The organism is Klebsiella sp. GG_Kp173, from assembly GCF_040062415.1.
Taxonomy (GTDB): Bacteria; Pseudomonadota; Gammaproteobacteria; order Enterobacterales; family Enterobacteriaceae; genus Klebsiella; species Klebsiella quasipneumoniae.
Genome location: NZ_JBEAFZ010000002.1, coordinates 216,376 through 236,040, shown reverse-complemented (window position 1 = coordinate 236,040; position 19,665 = coordinate 216,376). Strand labels below are relative to the sequence as shown.

The 19,665-nt window shown below is 57.5% G+C and carries 12 protein-coding genes; 4 read left to right on the top strand and 8 right to left on the bottom strand.

Annotation, left to right across the window (positions count from 1 at the left end; translation table 11 throughout):
• Nucleotides 1–17: 17 nt before the first annotated feature.
• Complete coding sequence (pepN, locus tag ABLU50_RS02955) at nucleotides 18–2,633, bottom strand: aminopeptidase N (RefSeq protein WP_087832933.1); 2,616 nt, start codon at nucleotides 2,631–2,633, stop codon at nucleotides 18–20.
• Between the two features lie 326 nt (nucleotides 2,634–2,959).
• Here pepN and pncB point away from each other — a divergent pair, with 326 nt between their 5' ends.
• The 4 genes from pncB to ABLU50_RS02935 all read left to right on the top strand — a co-directional run bounded on the left by pncB (nucleotide 2,960) and on the right by ABLU50_RS02935 (nucleotide 8,780).
• The gene (gene pncB, locus ABLU50_RS02950; RefSeq protein ID WP_057214191.1) at nucleotides 2,960–4,162 is read left to right on the top strand and encodes a nicotinate phosphoribosyltransferase; all 1,203 of its coding nucleotides are present in this window, start codon (nucleotides 2,960–2,962) and stop codon (nucleotides 4,160–4,162) included.
• Between the two features lie 165 nt (nucleotides 4,163–4,327).
• A complete protein-coding gene (asnS, locus tag ABLU50_RS02945; protein WP_017899452.1) occupies nucleotides 4,328–5,728 on the top strand; it encodes an asparagine--tRNA ligase in 1,401 nt (466 codons plus the stop codon).
• A 591-nt stretch (nucleotides 5,729–6,319) separates the two neighbouring features.
• Complete coding sequence (ompK35, locus tag ABLU50_RS02940; RefSeq protein ID WP_060656395.1) at nucleotides 6,320–7,402, top strand: porin OmpK35; 1,083 nt, start codon at nucleotides 6,320–6,322, stop codon at nucleotides 7,400–7,402.
• 187 nt (nucleotides 7,403–7,589) lie between these two features.
• Complete coding sequence (locus tag ABLU50_RS02935) at nucleotides 7,590–8,780, top strand: amino acid aminotransferase (RefSeq protein WP_023320074.1); 1,191 nt, start codon at nucleotides 7,590–7,592, stop codon at nucleotides 8,778–8,780.
• A gap of 66 nt (nucleotides 8,781–8,846) precedes the next feature.
• Here ABLU50_RS02935 and ABLU50_RS02930 read toward each other — a convergent pair whose 3' ends face one another.
• From ABLU50_RS02930 to cmoM, 7 genes are all read right to left on the bottom strand, one after another.
• Nucleotides 8,847–9,494, bottom strand: a complete 648-nt coding sequence (locus ABLU50_RS02930) for an MBL fold metallo-hydrolase (RefSeq protein WP_004201404.1) — start codon at nucleotides 9,492–9,494, stop codon at nucleotides 8,847–8,849.
• Nucleotides 9,495–9,507: 13 nt separating this feature from the next.
• Complete coding sequence (locus ABLU50_RS02925) at nucleotides 9,508–10,059, bottom strand: YcbK family protein (RefSeq protein ID WP_004201403.1); 552 nt, start codon at nucleotides 10,057–10,059, stop codon at nucleotides 9,508–9,510.
• Between the two features lie 303 nt (nucleotides 10,060–10,362).
• Entirely contained in the window at nucleotides 10,363–12,153 is a 1,791-nt protein-coding gene (gene ldtD / locus ABLU50_RS02920) for a L,D-transpeptidase (protein WP_057214188.1), read from the bottom strand.
• A gap of 200 nt (nucleotides 12,154–12,353) precedes the next feature.
• Nucleotides 12,354–16,802 carry a chromosome partition protein MukB gene (mukB, locus tag ABLU50_RS02915; RefSeq protein WP_087832932.1) on the bottom strand — a complete coding sequence of 1,483 codons (4,449 nt, stop codon included), beginning with the start codon at nucleotides 16,800–16,802 and terminating at the stop codon, nucleotides 12,354–12,356.
• Nucleotides 16,802–17,506 (bottom strand): chromosome partition protein MukE, encoded by a 705-nt coding sequence (gene mukE / locus ABLU50_RS02910; RefSeq protein WP_032735144.1) that lies wholly within the window; start codon nucleotides 17,504–17,506, stop codon nucleotides 16,802–16,804. The genes mukB and mukE overlap by 1 nt, the downstream gene beginning before the upstream one ends.
• Nucleotides 17,487–18,809 (bottom strand): chromosome partition protein MukF, encoded by a 1,323-nt coding sequence (gene mukF / locus ABLU50_RS02905; RefSeq protein ID WP_002898189.1) that lies wholly within the window; start codon nucleotides 18,807–18,809, stop codon nucleotides 17,487–17,489. The genes mukE and mukF overlap by 20 nt, the downstream gene beginning before the upstream one ends.
• On the bottom strand, nucleotides 18,806–19,606 hold the full coding sequence (gene cmoM, locus ABLU50_RS02900; RefSeq protein WP_017899447.1) for a tRNA uridine 5-oxyacetic acid(34) methyltransferase CmoM: 801 nt from the start codon (nucleotides 19,604–19,606) through the stop codon (nucleotides 18,806–18,808). The genes mukF and cmoM overlap by 4 nt, the downstream gene beginning before the upstream one ends.
• Nucleotides 19,607–19,665 lie beyond the last annotated feature (59 nt).

Here is a 19,665-nt window from a genome sequence, read left to right as displayed (position 1 = left end):
CCGGGTTTACGCCACTTTTACGCCAGCGCCTTACTGATTTTCTCGTACAGATCGCCTGAGAGATCCTTCAGACCCTTCAGCTGCTCCAGCGCGGCGCGCATCAGCGCCTGGCGTTTCTCATCGTAACGCTTGAGGCGAATCAACGGCTCAATCAGTCGCGATGCGACCTGCGGGTTGCGCTGGTTAAGCTCGGTCAGCATCTCCACCAGGAACTGGTAGCCGCTGCCGTCTTCCGCATGGAACGCCGCCGGGTTGCTGCTGGCGAAAGCGCCGATGAGCGACCGCACGCGGTTCGGGTTGCTCATGCTGAACGAACGATGGTTCAGCAGACCGCGTACCGTTTCGACCACATTGGCCGCCGGGCTGGTGGACTGCAGGATAAACCACTTGTCCATCACCAGGCCGTCCTGATGCCATTTGTCGTCATACCCCTGCATCAGCGCATCGCGGCACGGCAGCTCAGCGGCAACCGCCGCCGACAGCGCGGCCAGCGCGTCGGTCATGTTATCCGCTTGGTGATACTGCGCCGCCACCAGCTTATCGCCCAGCGTCGGTTCTGCGAACGCCAGATAGCGCAGGCAGGTATTGCGCAGGGCGCGCTTACCGATATCGGCATGCTCCACCCGGTAGCTGTCGAGCTTATTGGCGTTATATACCGCGAGGAATTCGTCCGCCAGCTCGTTCGCCAGGGTGCGGGTGAGCGCCTCGCGCACGGTGGCGATGGCGATAGGATCGATAATGGCGAACATCTCGGCGATTTCGTTGGCCGACGGCAGGGTTAAGATCTCGGCGGCCAGCGCCGGGTCAATCTTCTCGTCGAGCAGAATCGCGCGGAAGGCGTCCGCCACGTGCACCGGCAGCGACAGCGGCTGTCCCTGCTGATGACGGTTAACGTTCAGCTTGATGTAGGTCGCCAGCAGACTCTGCGCCGCATCCCATCGCGAGAAATCATTCCGCGCATGGCGCATCAGGAAGGTGAGCTGCTGATCGCTCCACTTGTATTCCAGTTTCACCGGTGCTGAAAACTCGCACAGCAGGGCCGGTACCGGCTGGAAATAGACATTATCAAAGACGAAGGTCTGCTCAGCCTGAGTCACATTAAGCACCGGGTGCAGCGGATGGCCGCCCTTCTGCAGGGGGATCACCTTACCTTCGTTATCGTACAGCTCGATGGCAAACGGGATATGCAGCGGCTGCTTCTCGGCCTGCTCGGCGGTCGGCGGCGTGCGCTGGCTGATGGTCAGCGTATACTGCTCGGTTTCCGGGTTATAGTCGTCATGGACGGTGACAATCGGCGTACCGGACTGGCTGTACCAGCGGCGGAAGTGCGACAGATCGACGTTCGAGGCATCTTCCATCGCCTGGACGAAATCGTCGCAGGTGGCGGCGCTGCCGTCATGACGTTCAAAATAGAGCTGCATCCCTTTCTGGAAGTTTTCTTCACCCAGCAGAGTGTGCAGCATGCGGATCACTTCGGCGCCCTTTTCGTAGACCGTCAGGGTGTAGAAGTTGTTCATCTCGATAACCATATCCGGGCGGATCGGGTGCGCCATCGGGCTGGCGTCTTCGGCAAACTGTAGCCCGCGCATAGTGCGCACGTTGTTGATGCGGTTCACCGCCCGCGAGCCGAGGTCGGAGCTGAACTCCTGATCGCGGAACACGGTCAGCCCCTCTTTCAGGCTGAGCTGGAACCAGTCGCGGCAGGTAACGCGGTTGCCGGTCCAGTTATGGAAATACTCATGACCAATCACCCGCTCAATATCAAGGTAGTCTTTATCGGTGGCGGTATCGGTCCGCGCCAGGACATATTTGGAGTTAAAGACGTTCAGCCCTTTGTTCTCCATGGCACCCATATTAAAGAAGTCGACGGCGACAATCATATAGATGTCGAGGTCATACTCGAGGCCAAAGCGCTCCTCATCCCATTTCATGGAGTTTTTCAGCGACGTCATCGCCCACGGCGCGCGGTCGAGATTGCCGCGATCGACGTACAGCTCCAGCGCCACTTCACGCCCGGAGCGGGTGGTAAAAGTGTCGCGCAGGACGTCGAAATCACCGGCCACCAGCGCAAACAGGTAGCACGGTTTCGGGAATGGATCCTGCCACTGTACCCAGTGACGACCGTTCTCCAGTTCCCCTTCCGCCATACGGTTGCCGTTGGAGAGCAGGAACGGATATTTGGCTTTATCGGCGATAATTTTGGTGGTAAAGCGCGCCAGCACGTCCGGACGGTCCAGATACCAGGTGATGTGGCGGAAACCTTCCGCTTCACACTGGGTGCACAGCGCTTCGCCTGACTGATACAGGCCTTCCAGCGCGGTGTTCGCCGCCGGGCTGATCTCATTGACGATGGTCAGGGTGAAATGCTCCGGCAGGCCGCCGATCACCAGCTGATTGTTTTCTTCTTTATAGTCGCTCCACGGCTGTCCGTTCACCTGCAGCGAAATCAGGGTCAGATCTTCGCCGTCCAGGCGCAATGGCACATCAGACGCTGCCGCGTGGCGGGAGACCTTGCTCTCGGCCGTAACAACGGTTTTTGCGGCATCCAGGTCAAAGGTCAAATCGATATCGCTAATCAGATACTCCGGCGCACGATAGTCGTGGCGGTATTTGGCTTGGGGCTGTTGTGTCATAAAAAACCTTTCGCATCTTCGGTAAAGTGTCGTCCCAGTCTATTCCCGTTGTGTCAATCGCGCTATGCAGAATCTTCATCTTTTCAACGTGAAACACGGAAATCGCTACATTTTGTTAACACTCGCGGCACGAAATGCCCTCGACCCGACGCAAAGCTTGTGGTGTGATCCATGTTCAATATATTAAACTAGGCCTCGCAAATGACCGTCAGCGTCGCCATTGCTCGCCATCGCGGGACAGAGCCGGGTAATAAAGGTATACTCCGCCTCCTTTTTCCGCGTTGGTTTCGATGGAACGCTCCAGTGAGAGGATGCTACTGCGCACCATGACACAATTCACTTCTCCTGTACTGCACTCGCTGCTTGATACGGATGCCTACAAGCTGCACATGCAGCAGGCTGTCTTCCACCGCTACGGCGATGTACATGTGGCGGCGGAGTTTCGCTGCCGCGGAGACGACCTGCTCGGCATCTATGCCGACGCGATCCGCGAGCAGGTGGAGTCCATGCGCGACCTGAGGCTGCGGGATGATGAATATCGCTGGCTGTCCACCCTTCCTTTTTTTCGCCAGGATTACCTCGACTGGCTGCGCGATTTTCGCTATGACCCACGCCAGGTCACGGTCACCAATGACAATGGCAAGCTGAACATTCGCCTTACCGGCCCATGGCGGGAAGCCATCATGTGGGAAGTCCCGCTGCTGGCGGTGATAAGCGAGCTGGTCCATCGCTACCGTTCCCCCGAGACGGGCGTGGAACAAGCGCTAAACGCGCTGGAACATAAGCTAGGCGACTTCGCCACCATGACCTCTGGCCTCGACATGAGCGCCTTCCGTCTGATGGATTTCGGCACCCGCCGTCGTTTTTCACGCGAGGTGCAGGAAGCTATTGTGCAACGCCTGCAGCAGGAGCCATGGTTTGTCGGCACCAGCAACTACGATCTGGCGCGCCGTCTCAACTTAACCCCGATGGGCACCCAGGCCCATGAGTGGTTCCAGGCTCATCAGCAGATCAGCCCGAACCTGGCCAGCAGCCAGCGGGCGGCCCTCGCCGCCTGGCTGGAAGAGTATCCTGACCAACTGGGCATCGCACTGACCGACTGCATCACCATGGATGCGTTCCTGCGCGATTTCGGTCCGGAATTCGCCACCCGCTATCAGGGTTTGCGCCACGACTCCGGCGACCCGGTGGAATGGGGTGAAAAAGCCATCGCCCATTATCAGAAGCTGGGCATCGATCCGCTGAGCAAAGTGCTGGTCTTCTCCGATAATCTCGATCTGGCGAAAGCCGTCGACCTGTATCGCCACTTCGCCTCGCGGGTGAAACTCAGCTTTGGGATCGGCACCCGTTTAACCTGCGATCTGCCGCAGGTTAAACCGCTCAATATCGTGATTAAGCTGGTGGAATGTAACGGCAAGCCGGTGGCGAAACTCTCCGACAGCCCGGGGAAAACCATCTGCCACGATAAGGCCTTCGTCCGCGCCCTGCGCGAAGCGTTCGACCTGCCGCCGATTAAAAAAGCGAGCTAATTTTCTTAAGGAGCCTTTCAGGCTCCTTTTTCTTTATTATTTATTGCCGAATTATCCGCTTATGATGCGAAATCTACTTGTCTGATGGAAGATGACAGGTAACATAGATATCCCCCCGCTGTAGGGGGAAGAGACTTTTTTATTGGACTATATAGAGAGATTATTATGAGCGTTGTGCCTGTAGCCGACGTACTCCAGGGCCGCGTTGCCGTTGACAGCGAAGTCACGGTCCGCGGATGGGTGCGTACCCGCCGAGATTCAAAAGCTGGCTTTTCATTCCTCGCCGTCTATGACGGTTCCTGCTTTGATCCTGTACAGGCCGTTATTAATAATTCTCTGCCCAATTACAATCAGGAAGTGCTGCGTCTGACCACCGGTTGCTCGGTGATTGTCACCGGTAAAGTCGTGGCTTCCCAGGGCCAGGGTCAGAGCTTTGAGATCCAGGCGACCAACGTGGAAGTGACCGGCTGGGTGGAAGACCCGGACACTTACCCGATGGCGGCCAAGCGCCACAGCATCGAGTATCTGCGTGAAGTGGCCCACCTGCGTCCGCGCACCAACCTGATCGGCGCGGTTGCCCGCGTGCGTCACACCCTGGCGCAGGCGTTGCATCGCTTCTTTGATGAGCAGGGCTTCTTCTGGGTCTCCACCCCGCTGATCACCGCCTCCGATACCGAAGGCGCCGGCGAAATGTTCCGCGTGTCGACGCTGGATCTGGAAAACCTGCCGCGTAACGATCAGGGCAAAGTCGATTTCGACAAAGACTTCTTCGGTAAAGAGTCGTTCCTGACCGTTTCCGGCCAGCTGAACGGCGAGACCTATGCCTGCGCGCTGTCGAAGATTTACACCTTCGGCCCGACCTTCCGCGCGGAAAACTCCAACACCAGCCGCCACCTGGCGGAGTTCTGGATGCTGGAGCCGGAAGTGGCCTTCGCCAATCTGAACGATGTTGCCGGCCTGGCGGAAGCGATGCTCAAGTACGTCTTTAAAGCGGTACTGGAAGAGCGCGCGGACGACATGCAGTTCTTCGCCGAGCGCGTTGATAAAGACGCTATCGACCGTCTGCAGCGCTTTATCACCGCTGATTTTGCGCAGGTGGATTATACCGACGCCGTCACCATTCTGGAAAACTGCGGCAAGCAATTCGAGAACCCGGTGTACTGGGGCGTGGATCTCTCCTCCGAGCACGAACGTTACCTGGCTGAAGAACACTTCAAAGCGCCGGTGGTGGTGAAAAACTACCCGAAAGATATTAAGGCGTTCTACATGCGCCTTAACGAAGACGGTAAAACCGTCGCGGCAATGGACGTCCTGGCGCCGGGTATTGGCGAGATCATCGGTGGTTCCCAACGTGAAGAGCGCCTCGACGTGCTTGACGCGCGTATGGCCGAGATGGGCCTGAATAAAGAAGACTACTGGTGGTATCGCGATCTGCGCCGCTATGGCACCGTTCCACACTCCGGCTTTGGCCTGGGCTTCGAGCGTCTGATCGCCTACGTGACCGGCGTGCAGAACGTCCGCGATGTCATTCCGTTCCCGCGGACCCCACGCAACGCGACATTCTAAATTTTTCTGACATAAACCTGAAAGGCCAGCGCAAGCTGGCCTTTTTTTATGTCAATTACTGTTATCAAAATTCAACAAACTTAAACATCAAGGCCTCGAATTCACATTTATGTTACGCACTGTTTCGGTGCATCCTGGTGATACAGATCGCACTTTTTGTTCATAAGAGAGCAAAACCCCTGATAAATTTGCTCATTTTTTAACCATGCGCCGCACGTCTTGCCAAGACAAAGGCTGAATAAAAAGAAGGCTAATTCAACACATAAAATGAGCAAATTTACCTTTATCCAAATTAATCATAAATATTTCATATAGATAGATATGGAAGGGGGATTTACCTCACCATGTGGAACGGAATTTTGACTAAGTTCACAAAGTTCCCAAAAATACATATTCAGTTACATGTTTTTTCGTTTTGTTACTCATATGAGATATTAGTAGCATTTTCCGGCTAGCGAAACGTTGTCGCGGATGGAAAGATGCCTTCAGACACCAAACTCTCATCAATGGTTCTGTAAGTTTTTATTGACAGAACTTATTGACGGCAGTGGCACGTGTTCATATAAAAAATATTAATGAGGGTAATAAATAATGATGAAGCGCAATATTCTGGCAGTGGTGATCCCTGCCCTGCTGGTAGCCGGTGCAGCTAACGCTGCAGAAATCTATAACAAAAACGGCAACAAACTGGACTTCTATGGAAAAATGGTCGGCGAGCACGTCTGGACCACCAATGGCGACACCAGCAGCGACGATACCACCTACGCCCGTATCGGCCTGAAAGGCGAAACCCAGATCAACGATCAGCTGACCGGCTACGGTCAGTGGGAATACAACATGGACGCCTCCAACGTTGAAGGTTCCCAGCCGACCAAAACCCGTCTGGCGTTCGCAGGTCTGAAAGCGGGCGAGTATGGTTCATTCGACTACGGCCGTAACTACGGCGCAATCTACGACGTCGAAGCAGCAACCGATATGCTGGTTGAATGGGGCGGCGACGGCTGGAACTACACCGACAACTACATGACCGGCCGTACCAACGGCGTGGCAACCTACCGTAACTCTGACTTCTTCGGTCTGGTTGACGGCCTGAGCTTCGCGCTGCAGTACCAGGGTAAAAACGACCACGACCGTTCGATCCACAAGCAGAATGGCGACGGCTTCAGCACCGCGGCGACCTACGCGTTCGACAACGGTATCGCGCTGTCCGCTGGCTACTCCGGTTCCAACCGTAGCGTAGCTCAGAAAGCTGACGGCAATGGCGACAAAGCCGAAGCCTGGGCAACCTCTGCAAAATATGACGCCAACAACGTTTACGCGGCCGTCATGTACTCCCAGACTTACAACATGACCCCGGAAAACCAGGGTAACTACTTCGCGGGCAAAACCCAGAACTTCGAAGCCGTTGTACAGTATCAGTTCGACTTCGGCCTGCGTCCGTCCATCGGCTACGTACAGACCAAAGGCAAAGACCTGCAGGCGCGCGGCGGCTTCTCCGGCGGCGATGCGGATCTGGTTAAATACGTCGAAGTGGGTACCTGGTACTACTTCAACAAGAACATGAACGTCTATGCGGCGTACAAGTTCAACCAACTGGACGACAACGCTTATACGCGTGAAGCTGGCGTAGCGACCGACGACCAGGCGGCCGTGGGTATCGTTTACCAGTTCTAATTTGCAGTACACCCCTTCGTGATATGCCTTCAGAGCAGGACTTCGGTCCTGCTTTTCTCTATTCGTGAGGCAAAGATCGTATCTTTCGAAAACCTTCGCGCTTTTTGTCGCAAACGGTTGGCAATTCGTTGTTCTCCCGTTAACCTGATAGCGGATTTCCCTTCAGTAATCACAATGGAACCTCGTCATGTTTGAGAACATTACCGCCGCCCCAGCCGACCCGATTTTAGGTCTGGCCGATCTGTTTCGTGCCGATGACCGCCCTGAAAAGATTAACCTCGGAATTGGTGTTTACAAGGATGAAACTGGTAAAACCCCCGTTCTGACCAGCGTCAAAAAAGCAGAGCAGTACCTGCTGGAAAATGAAACGACTAAAAACTATCTGGGCATCGATGGTATTCCTGAATTTGGTCGCTGCACTCAGGAGCTGCTGTTCGGTAAAGGCAATGCGATTATCGCCGATAAACGCGCCCGCACCGCGCAGACCCCGGGCGGTACCGGTGCGCTGCGCGTCGCCGCAGACTTCCTCGCCAAAAACACCGACGTGAAACGCGTGTGGGTAAGCAATCCGAGCTGGCCAAACCATAAGAGTGTGTTTACCTCCGCCGGGCTGGAAGTGCGTGAATATGCCTACTACGACGCGGCTAACCACGCGCTGGACTTTGATGGTCTGCTGGCCAGCCTGAACGAAGCCCAGGCGGGCGACGTGGTACTGTTCCACGGCTGCTGCCACAACCCGACCGGTATCGATCCCACGCTCGATCAGTGGCAGACGCTGGCGCAGCTGTCGGCCGAGAAAGGCTGGCTGCCGCTGTTCGATTTCGCCTATCAGGGCTTCGCCCGCGGCCTGGAAGAAGATGCTGAAGGGTTGCGCGCCTTTGCTGCTCTGCATAAAGAGCTGCTGGTCGCCAGCTCCTACTCGAAAAACTTTGGCCTGTACAACGAGCGCGTCGGCGCCTGCACTCTGGTCGCCGCCGATCAGGAGACTGTAGACCGCGCATTCAGCCAGATGAAGTCGGTGATCCGCGCTAACTACTCAAACCCGCCTGCGCACGGCGCGTCCGTGGTCGCGACCATTCTGAGCAACGATGCGCTGAGGGCGATCTGGGAGCAGGAGCTGACCGATATGCGCCAGCGCATTCAGCGCATGCGACTGCTGTTCGTCAACACCCTGCAGGAGAAAGGCGCGAGCCGCGACTTCAGCTTTATCAGCAAACAGAACGGTATGTTCTCGTTCAGCGGCCTGACGAAAGAGCAGGTGCTGCGTCTGCGTGAAGAGTTCGCCATCTATGCGGTCGCGTCCGGCCGTATCAACGTGGCCGGCATGACGCCTGACAACATGGCGCCGCTGTGCGAAGCCATCGTCGCCGTGCTGTAAGCAATATTATTCGATATCAAGAAAAAGGCCGCGAATGCGGCCTTTTTTATGTTCGCGTCAGGTGGGTTACCAGACCGGCATCTCATCCTGCAGGAACGGGTTGTTGCGGCGTTCCTCACCCAGCGTCGACAGCGGACCATGGCCGGGAATAAAGGTCACGTCATCGCCCAACGGCAACAGCTTATCCTTAATGGCCGCGATCAGCTGCCCATGGTCGCCGCGTGGAAAATCACTGCGCCCCACCCCGCCTTTGAAAATCACATCCCCGGAAATGAGCAGTCGGGAAGCGTCATCAAAGAAGACCACATGACCAGGAGTATGGCCTGGGCAGTGCAGCACCCGCAGCGCCACATTCCCCACATTAACCACGTCGCCTTCATTAAGCCAGCGATCCGGACGCAGCGGCTGGCAATCCTCCAGGCCGAACATCCGGCTTTGCGCCGGTAAGCCTTCCAGCCAGAACTCATCTTCTTTTTCCGGACCAATAACCGGCACGCCATAATGCTCCGCCAGTTCCGCAGCGGCGCCGACGTGATCGAGGTGGCCATGCGTCAGCAGAATCTGCATCAGCGTGACGCCAGCCTCCGTCACCACCGCTTTGATACGTTCAGCATCGCCGCCAGGATCGACCAGCGCCGCCAGCCGGGTTTGTTCGCACCAGATAAGAGAACAGTTCTGCGCGAACGCGGTAACCGGAATAATACGATAGTTCATGACGCTCCTTTCGTTACCAGTGCCTTACGGGACCGGTATCAATATGCACAAAGTTACTACGTGGGTAATATCCTACACCACCTGCGCGCATAGATAACGCCGCTTTGCGAATATTGCTTAACGAAATACCTTCAATATGGAAATCCATTGCCTGCCCCTTGGTGTGATAGCTGTGTTTTGCTACACCACGGCTTCGTGCGCGAAGCTCATCATTGGTATCGAGGGAACGATAGCCAGAGATAAGCTGGACAGGTTTGTTGGTGCCAAGTAGCCCCTGCAACCGATAAAGATGATCGAACAGATTTGGATCGATGGACTTAATTTTATTCGCGCGGTAATCACGGAAAAAATGGTTAAGTCTTGCTAATTCATCCTGAATATAGCCTCTGCCATCGAAAAACTCCGCCTTGAGTGATTCACCAGTATGCAGGTTATTCAGCGTCAAAATACGCGGACGGGGGGTCGAGAGGGTGGCAAATGCCGGCGCAGGGAGAATGGCGGCAGCACCCAGCGCAGCACCACCCAACGCCAGCAATCTGCGGCGATTAGCGTCAAATTTGTCCATGATAATCAGGTCTACAGTCAATGAATCGTTATATACTTTTTCCGCCTTGCGCGATGCAGAACCTCAGCACGCCATCGCTCGCCACAGCCTTGATGCAGCCTGGCAAAAGAGAGCGTTCGCGCTGACCGCGCCACGCATTGAGCGGAATGATATGTATATGCACTTCTGGCGCACGAAAGGCACCTTACCGGGCATTATTGCCAACGTCAAGGCAGCCTCACCCCAGGAAAATCGGGCGCTGCAGAGGAGCAGCGCCCTTTTTTACCCAGTGCTAGGACAACAAAATCCATTGAACTACTTCATTTACCTGATTAATTGTTCAGCTTTCGTCAGAATTTGTGCGCTGGATCGCGCAGTGATATCGTAATTGTAAATATCTGTTCGATATTGTGTACGTCCATCAGCGTCCACAAACGCCGTTAAGTAATATAAATTCACCGGTATATTTTGCCGAATATTGACATAGCGCGTGTCCCCTTGCTTCAGGGCATCAGAAATACGCGAGTCATTCCAGCCCGCATCCTGCAGCAGCATATTGGCCAGCTCCGAAGCCTTATTCACCCTCACACAGCCGGAACTGAGCGCACGAACATCCTTCTGGAACAGATTATGGTTCGGCGTATCGTGCAGGTAGATGGCATCGGAGCTCGGCATATTGAATTTGTAGCGTCCGAGCGAGTTACGCGCCCCGGGCGCCTGCTGGAAGCGGAACGGTAAGTTGTTCTCGGTGATGGTCGACCAGTCAACCCGATAAGGATCGATGGTCTCTTTACTGTTCCAGCCGCGCATCACGGTGTAGCCATGCTGCTCCAGATAGCCTGGATTGTTACGCACCTTCGGCAGGATATCTTTGCGCGCCAGGGTTGGCGGCACGTTCCACGGCGGATTGACCACCACGTTATTCAGCGCGCTGCTCATCATTGGCGTTTTGCGGTCCGGACGCCCCACAATCACCCGCGAGGCCAGCACCTGGCTGCCGTCCTGGTAATAGACCAGCGAGAACGCCGGAATATTGACCATAATGCCGGTGGATAGTTTGCCCGGCAGTAAGCGTAAACGCTGAATGTTCAGGGCCAGCACCCCTGCGCGCTGCGCGGAAGAGACGTTGAGCCAGTCGCGAGTCGACTGGCCGATGACGCCATCCGCCCCCAGCCCCTGCATCGCCTGGAAGCGCTTAACCCCCTCCACCAGCTGGCGATCGTACACGCCGCGCGCCGCGGGTTTGCTCTTTTTCTTCGCCGACGGGCTCACCACATCGCCAGGCAGAACGATATTGGCGGTATTGTCCAGCATCCCGGTACGCTGGAGGATCTCGCGCAGGGCACCGATATCATTGCTCCATTCGCCGGGGCGCAGCGAGCCGCTGCCGGTCATCTGCGGCCACGGGCGAGAATCAGCCACCAGCGCAAGCAGCGACTGATGCATGGCTTCATACTGCGGATGATGCGGCGCCAGGCCGGCGATAAACGCCGGCAGGGAGCCATTGTCCAGCGCCAGCTGCCACTGGTTAATCACCGACAGCGGCGGGGTCGCCATCTTGTACGGCGTTGAACTGTACAACCAGCGGGTCCCCTGGGTGGGGATGCCGCTGATAAAGTGCAGATAGCCCATCATGGCGTCCGACAGCACCACATCGCGCGCCATGCCGCTGACGGCGGGATCGGTCAGCAGACTGACCCAGGTGGTAAACTGCGGCTGAAAACCGGCGATGGCGATCTCCGCCAGCTGCTGCTGGAACGCCTGCACCGCCTCGCGGTTTTCCCACATCGGTTTCATATCCCTGGCGGCGTAAAGCGACACCAGCGGATTCATAAAGACGGGTTTATACCCTGCCGGCAACAGCGCCTCGATCTGGGCGCGACTGTTTGCCGCCGTCACCATCGACAGCGGCTGCTCACCGGCCAGCTTCGCGACCGCCGGCGATTGCCCATCGCTTTGCGCCAGCGCGACAGAGACCTCAGCGGGCGTCGCGGAACTGTCGCCGGGTACGACTTCAGGCTCTTCGGCCTGGACATTGAACAGCGGAGCAAATGCCAGTGCCAGGCTCAGGCTGAGCGCTGACAATGGACGACCATACCGTTTCTTTAGCAACATCCCTTGCCCCCTGTTGTCACACATTGCAGCCCACAAAATTGGGGCTCTTTTTCAGTATATAAAGACGAAAAGGCTTTTGCCTTACCTAATGTAAAGAAGTTTAAAGATTATACCACCCTGGCATGCCGGGCTGGATAGAAAAAAAGGGCAACTTAACGTTGCCCTCTTCACCGCTTAACCGCCAGAATGTAGCCGCAGCCTCAGGAGGCGTCGGCCGTTCCCGGCAGCGCTTCCGGCAGCGGCGCGGCAAACCCGCGCAGCCCCACCACGTGGACGTGTTCGTGATTATTGAACACTTTACGCACCAGTTTATAGGTGGTGCCTTTCTCCGGACTGATGTTCTCCGGCGCCGCGATAATCAGCTGCATCTCCAGACGTTCGCACAGCTCGAACAGCGTGGCGATGGAGCGGGCATCGAGACGCGCCGCTTCATCGAGGAACAGCAGACGGCAAGGCGAGATATCCTTGCCGCGCAGGCGGCGGGATTCATCTTCCCAGCTCTGGACGACCATCACCAGAATCGACATCCCGGTACCGATCGCTTCCCCGGTGGACAGCGCGCCGGACTCCGCGCGCAGCCAGCCGTCGGAGCCGCGGTTAACTTCCACTTCCATCTCCAGATAGTTGCGGTAGTCGAGCAGCTCTTCACCGATGGTTTGCGGCGTGCGCTGCCCCATGTCGATCTGCGGATTCAGGCGCTGATAGAGCTTAGCCAGCGCTTCCGAGAAGGTCAGGCGGTTGCTGTTGAACAGATCCTGATGCTGTTCATGCTGCTCGGAGAGCACATCGAGCAGCATCGAATGGGTCTCACGCACATTGACGTTCAGACGCACGCTGTTGACCTGGCCGAAGGAGACGCTCTGCAATCCCTGATTGAGCATCCGGATACGATTCTGCTCGCGCTGAATGGTTTTGCGAATAATGTTGGCCACGCTGCGGGAGCTGATGGCCAGCTTCTGTTCGCGGTTTGTTAGCTCTTCGGTCAGGCGGCTGAGCTCAATCTCCATCTGCTCGATCGCTTCCACCGGATCATCGGTGCGGATAATATCCTGGCGGATACGCTCGCGCAGATGCTGGTAGACGGCAACGAAGAACTGAATTTTGCGCTCCGGACGCTTCGGATCTTCCGAGATACGCAGCACGTCGCGCAGATGTTCGTTATCAGCGACCGCCAGACGCAGCGCACCGAGCGCCTTATCCGACATGGAGCGCAGCTCGTCGGCGGAAAGATAGGCCAGCTCGCGGCGGTGCAGACGACGCTCGACGCCGTTGTCTTTCACCAGGCGCATCACCGCGCACCAGCCCGCCTTGGCGGTCACCACCTGCTCGCGCATTTCGCAATAATCGCGCTCTAACTTGCGCAGTTTGCGGGTCAGGTTGTCCATTTCCGCTTCGCAGAAGGTCAACGCTTTCTCCAGCTGATTGCGACGGGAGCGGTTATTGCTCAGCTGCATGTGCAGCTCATCGCGACGCACACGGGCCCGCTCTTCCGCGCCGGCATCGGCGCGCACGCCAATGTCCTGCAGCTCTTTATACAGATCGTTAAGCAGCTCTTTCTTGGTGTCATACGAGCTCTTCAGCGAGGCCAGCACCTGATTGTACTGGCTAAGCTGCGCCGCATGGGCACGCATCGCGTCGCGCGCGCGGCTGCGTTCGGTTTCCGCCTGCTCCAGACGCTGGCGCAGCTTCTCGTTGAGATCGCTGTTGCCACTGAGCATTTCCGCCGAATCGGAGTAACTGAAGTGGGCCCGGCGCTGGACGACCTCCGCCAGGGCAAAAGCCTGCTGGCGCGCATCGCGCTGGGTCTGCTGCGCATAGGCGTAATCTTCTTTCAGCTGCTCAAACTGCTCCGGATCGCTCTGCAGCACCGAAACAATAGGCTCCAGCTTCGCCAGCTGATTGCCGTGCTGCTGAATAAAGCGCGCGGCCTCCTGCGCTTCATCCAGACGTTCCTGGATCTCGTCCACGCGGTCGGCCAGCGTATCATCCGCCAGCAGATTCAGGCGCGGCAGCAGGCGGTTAAGCGCCGACACGCCCTCTTTCGCCTGCTCATACTGCACGCGGTTCTGTTGGTTATCGCTTTCATGGGCGCTCAGCGCGCGCTCCAGCTCGCCGCGGCGGCTGTTGAGTTTGCGGATCTCTTCTTCCGGATCGTCCTCGAAGGCCACCGCCAGATGGCTGCCAATGAAGCGGCTAAAAGCCTGATGCAGGCGCTGCGTTTTCTGCACATCGAAAGACAGGGTCGCAAAACGCTCGGACAGCGATTCACGCTCGGCATGCAGGGTTTCAATGCGGTTTTCACGCGCGGCGCGGCCAAACAGCGGCAGCGACGGGAAGCGCGAATAACGCCACTGGCGGTCGGCAATCTTCACCACCACCGCTTTTTCCAGCTCGTCCACGCTGAATACGCTATCGTCAAAGGACTGCGGATCGCCTTCGATCAGATAGAGATCTTCGGGACAATCTTCCAGCCCTTCAAGCTGCTCGGCAACCTGCGACAGATCCGGCACCACGATGGCGTGGCGCGACGGACCGTACAGCGCGGAGAAGTACGGCGCATCGTCAAGGCTAACATCATCGTAGATCTCGGACAGCAGAACACCGCCGAACCGTTCCGCCAGCGCGTTGAGGCGCGGATCTTCCGAACCGCCCGGCTGGCTGAGACGCTCGATTTCTTCGTCGATGGCGCGCTTGCGGGCGCCGACCTCGTCACGTTCAACGATAGCTTCGCGCTCGCGCTCCAGCAGCTGCTGCAGGTATTCGGTAACCTCCTGGCCGGATTCAAACTGCTCGCCGCTCTGCTCGCACAGCTGGTTAAGGCTGTTCTGCGCCGCCAGCCAGACTGGCGCCCGGCGCATCAGCGTCTGAGTGCGCGACTGCAGCTGCTCCAGCTCCTGGCGCAGTGTCATGCGCTGTTCCTGAGCGTTAGAAACGCTGTCGGCCAGCGAAGCGATGCGCGCTTCCAGCTCCTGATGCAGCGTTTCCAGATCGTCGATATCGTAGCGTTTGCCCTGGCGTTTGCAGAACTCAGCCAGCTGGCGCTCGGCGTCCTGCTGCTCGCGCAGGCGCTGCTCCAGCTCGTTGAGGCGGCTGCGCAGCCCCTGCGCCTGCTCGGCCTGGTGGCGCTGGTTCACGCCGTCGCGCAGCAATTCGCGCGCCACGTCCCAGGCTTCATTGCGCGCCAGCGGGCCGTTAATCGCCGCCACCAGCTGGTAGGCCTGTTCAAACTGGCTGTGCGCGGTTTGCGCCACGCTCATTTTCTGTTCCAGCGACAGCATTTTCTCCGTCGCTTCCTGCTCTTTCGCCTGGAAGGTTTCCAGCCACTCGTCGGCGCTCTCCGGCGTCAGGTCCGGCAGATGACACAGCGCCTTCGCGCGCTCCAGCGCCTGCAGCGCCTGGTGATACTGAATGGCGCGGGTCTGCTGCACGTCAAGCGCCTGCTGATAGTCGGCCAGCTGGTTTTTCAGCTCATCCACTTCCAGCTCGGCAGCCTCGGCGCGGGCTTCGTTCTCTTCCTGGCGATCGATGGCTTCCGCCACCACTTCGTTCTGCTCTTCCAGACGGATCTGCAGCTCGTCGAGATCCGCTTCGTAGCGCTCGATTTTTTCCTGCTGACGCAGCGCGGTCTGCACCAGGTTCAGGTGATCGCTGGCGGCCTGGTAATCCGCTTCCAGATCGCCTTCTGCGCCGTTATGCTCCTGCAGCTCGCGCGCCATGTCGACGTGCTTATACTGCTCCGCCGCCAGTTGCGAACGCGAGGTAAAGAGATCGCGACGAAACTCCAGCGCCTTATCAAGATGAATACGCCGCTCGTTGGCGTGACGCATATAGTCCGCCGCCACGTAGTTGGTGGCTTCGCTAATCAGATGTTTGAACAGATCGCGATCGGACTGGGTGACGCGGATCGCCTCGAGAGTCATGCGGTTTTCCCGCAGCGCCGCTTCCATATCCTGGAATGCCTTACGCACGCCGCTGTTTTCCGGCAACAGGTAGTCGCGCAGCGAGCGGGTAATGGTGCTGGAGATCCCGCCGTATAGCGAGGCCTCGATCAGGCGATAATATTTACTTCGATCGGAGGCGGAACGCAGACGGCGCGCCACCACGCCCAGATCGAACATCAGCGAATGATACTCGGTGATCGAGTTGAACTGCTTAAACTGGACCCCTTCCATCGCCTCGAGCTTTTCTTTCAGCTCATTGAGACTGACTACGCGCGCCTGGCGATCGTTCAGCGTTTCGGTTAACAGCTGGGTCGGCAGGATAGAGGTGGGCAGCCCCTGAATGGCGAAAGGCTTGATATCGACTTTGCGATCGCGCCCGGCAACCTGCTGCAGGCGCACGCCGACCACCACGCGCTGATGGCGGGAGTTGATAACGTCGAGCACTGAGTAACAGACGCCGGCGCGCAGCTTACCGTGCAGGCCTTTATCGCGTGAGCCGCTGGTGGCCCCCGCTTCAGTGGTGTTACGGAAGTGCAGCAAGGTTAAATCGGGGATCAGCGCCGTGACGAAGGCCGCCATGGTCGTCGACTTACCGGCGCCGTTCCCCCCGGAGAGGGTAGTGACCAGTTCATCAAGATCAAAGGTCCGGGCAAAGAAGCCGTTCCAGTTAACCAGCGTCAGCGAGCGAAACTTACCGCGTTCAATCATTACTCTTCCTCCCCGCTATCCGGCTGGTTCTCTTCATTCTCATCATTGAGCTGCAGGTGATTTTCCAGGGCCATCGCTTCCCCGTCGCGGATCAGGCGGCGCTGCGCCTCGCGCGGGTCGTCGCCGGCGCGTACATCGGCGCCAAAGCGGAATACCGATTCGGTAATGCGGAACTTACTGCTGTCGTGGCCCATAAACCACACCATCCCCAGACGGCGCAGGCGGTTTAGCGACGCGCGCATTTTTTCCTGCAGCTTCTGACGGTCCAGATCCGAACCGGTGGAACGGTTGTTGACCAGCTTCAGCAGCCTGGCTTCATCCGCCAGGGTCAGCAGCTCGTCATACAGCTCCTGCTGGGTGAAAATTCCTTCGTTTGCCAGGCGCTCCGGGCTGAGATAGAGATAGCAAAGAATTTTGCCCACCATCATATCCAGTTCGGACAGCACCGAGCGTGAAATCAGGGTTGTGGAACGCGGGCGCAGGTAGAAAAACCCCTCCGGCGCGCGGATCAGCTCGACGTTATAGCGAGCGTAAAACTCTTCCAGATAATCCTGGAAGTCCATCAAAAATGCGTGATTATCCAGCTCGTCGAGGCCGATATGTCGGCCCGCGCGCAAGGCGCTGTCCAGCGCCGGAAATAACGGATTGGCTAACGCCTGCGCCAACTTAACCGGCATCACTTGTTCAATATTTGTCAATGACATGCGCCTGTACCTTGGCTCCGTAATCATTAATCGGCTGCCATTTGGCTGGCAGTCCGGTGAAATCTGCCTGGGCGACGCCCAGCTGTACCGCCTGATCCACGACGATCCGCGCCACGTCGAAGTGACGCCCGCGCGGATACTGCGCCAGGAACTCCCGCGCCACCAGGCCGAGATCCAGCGGTATTCCTTTCTCTTTATAGACCGCCAGCTGCGCTTCGATCAGCGCCGCCAGCTGCTCGCGAATTTCGTTAAACTCTTCAAATTCGAGGTCCGCCGGCAGCTCGCCGGTGACCTCTTCATCGCGCAGGGCCATCTCCTCGTCGCGCATATCCAGCAGACGGTCGGCGTTGGCGTAAGTCAGCGCCCACGGCTCATCAAAATAGGTCTGTACCGACTGGCGCAGACGCTGGGCGAAGACGCGGTTCTTATCCATATCGATAGCGGTACGGATAAACTTGTGCACGTGGCGGTCATAGCCGATCCACAGGTCAATCGCCTGTTGGCCCCAGCTGACGATGCGGTCCAGCTTGCTTTGCAGGTCGAACACCAGCCGGTCGACAAAATGGAGATCGTCGCGCGCCATGGTCGAATCCTGAATGCGCAGCAGATTCGCCTGCAGCTTATCCCCCGCCGCATCCAGCGTATCCTGCAGTTCACGCAGGGTGCCGGAGGTTTCCGACAGCAACAGTTCACAGCTGGAAATCGCCGCGCGCCAGTCTTTGTTCAACAGCTGCGCGATATCGTCTTTCACCAGCTGCTGCTGCTCATCCATGATGCGCTGCGTCAGGTCGATGCTGTCGAAAATTTCCGCTACCGAATACTTCAGCGGGGCAAAAACGTTGCGATGCCAGTGAAACTCATCGCCGCCCTCTTCCGCGGCATCCGCCGCGCGCTTCAGCTCGCCGGCGACGATCGACAACTGCATCGAGAGACGCAGCGTCGAAAATTCGCGCTGCCGGATATAATAATCGGTGATCCCGATCCCCAACGGCGTCAGACGATAGATTGCATTGCCTTCGGTAATTTCGCTGGTAAAGCGGTTCAGCAGACGCTGGCGCACCAAATCGTTGATGGCGTTATTGGCGCGCTGGCTGATGGTTTCGCTGGTCTGCTCAAACGCATCACTCACGTGGCGGAACGCATCCACCAGTTCTCCCTCGCTCATTTCCCCTTCCAGCCGTTCGCCATTCAGGGTGGCGATCGCCAGCAGGAAAGAGAGTCTGTCGACCGGCAGCGAGATAGAAAAATCATTTTTCCTGGCCCAGGCAACCAGTTCGGGGACTGTCTGGGAAAATTCACTCATACTTTATCCTTGCATCTGCGGCTATGAGCCTGGCTCTTAAGCGCGGTGACATGAATATAACGGCCCAGGCTGAGGTACGGCTCCTGACGACAGTAGCGCGTCTCCAGCTCCAGCAGCGCCGCATAGCTGTCATGCTGTTGGCGTTTTTCACGCAGATAATCATGAAACACCCGCACGCCGGTTTTGCTGACAATCTGCCAGCCAATCTCTTCCAGCCAGTGATAAACCTGCTGCGGCTCACGCGGATAATCCGGCGACAGCGTGCGTTTTTTCTTTTTTGGCATGCCCAGTTGTACGTAATCGAAATTACCGGCAACCATATTGTGCATCAGCAGGCCGTTAGCATTGTAGAACATCAACGACAAGCCGCCGCCAGGACGCAGCGTCGACCACAGGGTACGCAGCACCGCCTGGGGCTCCGCCACCCACTCCAGCACCGCATGAAACAGTACCAGATCGACCGGGCTTTCCAAGTGCTGCGCAATATCCTGAGCCGCGCATTGTACAAAATGCATGTTGTCGATCACACCTTTATCGACAGCAGCCTGGCGGGCGCGGGCCACCATTTCAGCGGAGAGATCGCACAGCGTCACGTGATGACCCAGTTGCGCCACTTTAATGGCCGTTTGCCCTTCTCCGCCGCCGGCATCCAGTACCCTCAGCGGCCCCGGCCCCAGCTGCGCCAGCAGCGGCTCCAGATCCTGCCAGAGGATCGCCTGGCGCAGCTGGCCTTTTGTGGTGCCGTAAATATTGCGCGAAAACTTTTCAGCAATGTCATCGAAATTGCGATCCTGCACGGGCGACTCCACAAGCCAACACAAAACCGCTATTTTGTCATACCCACGCCGAGAATGAA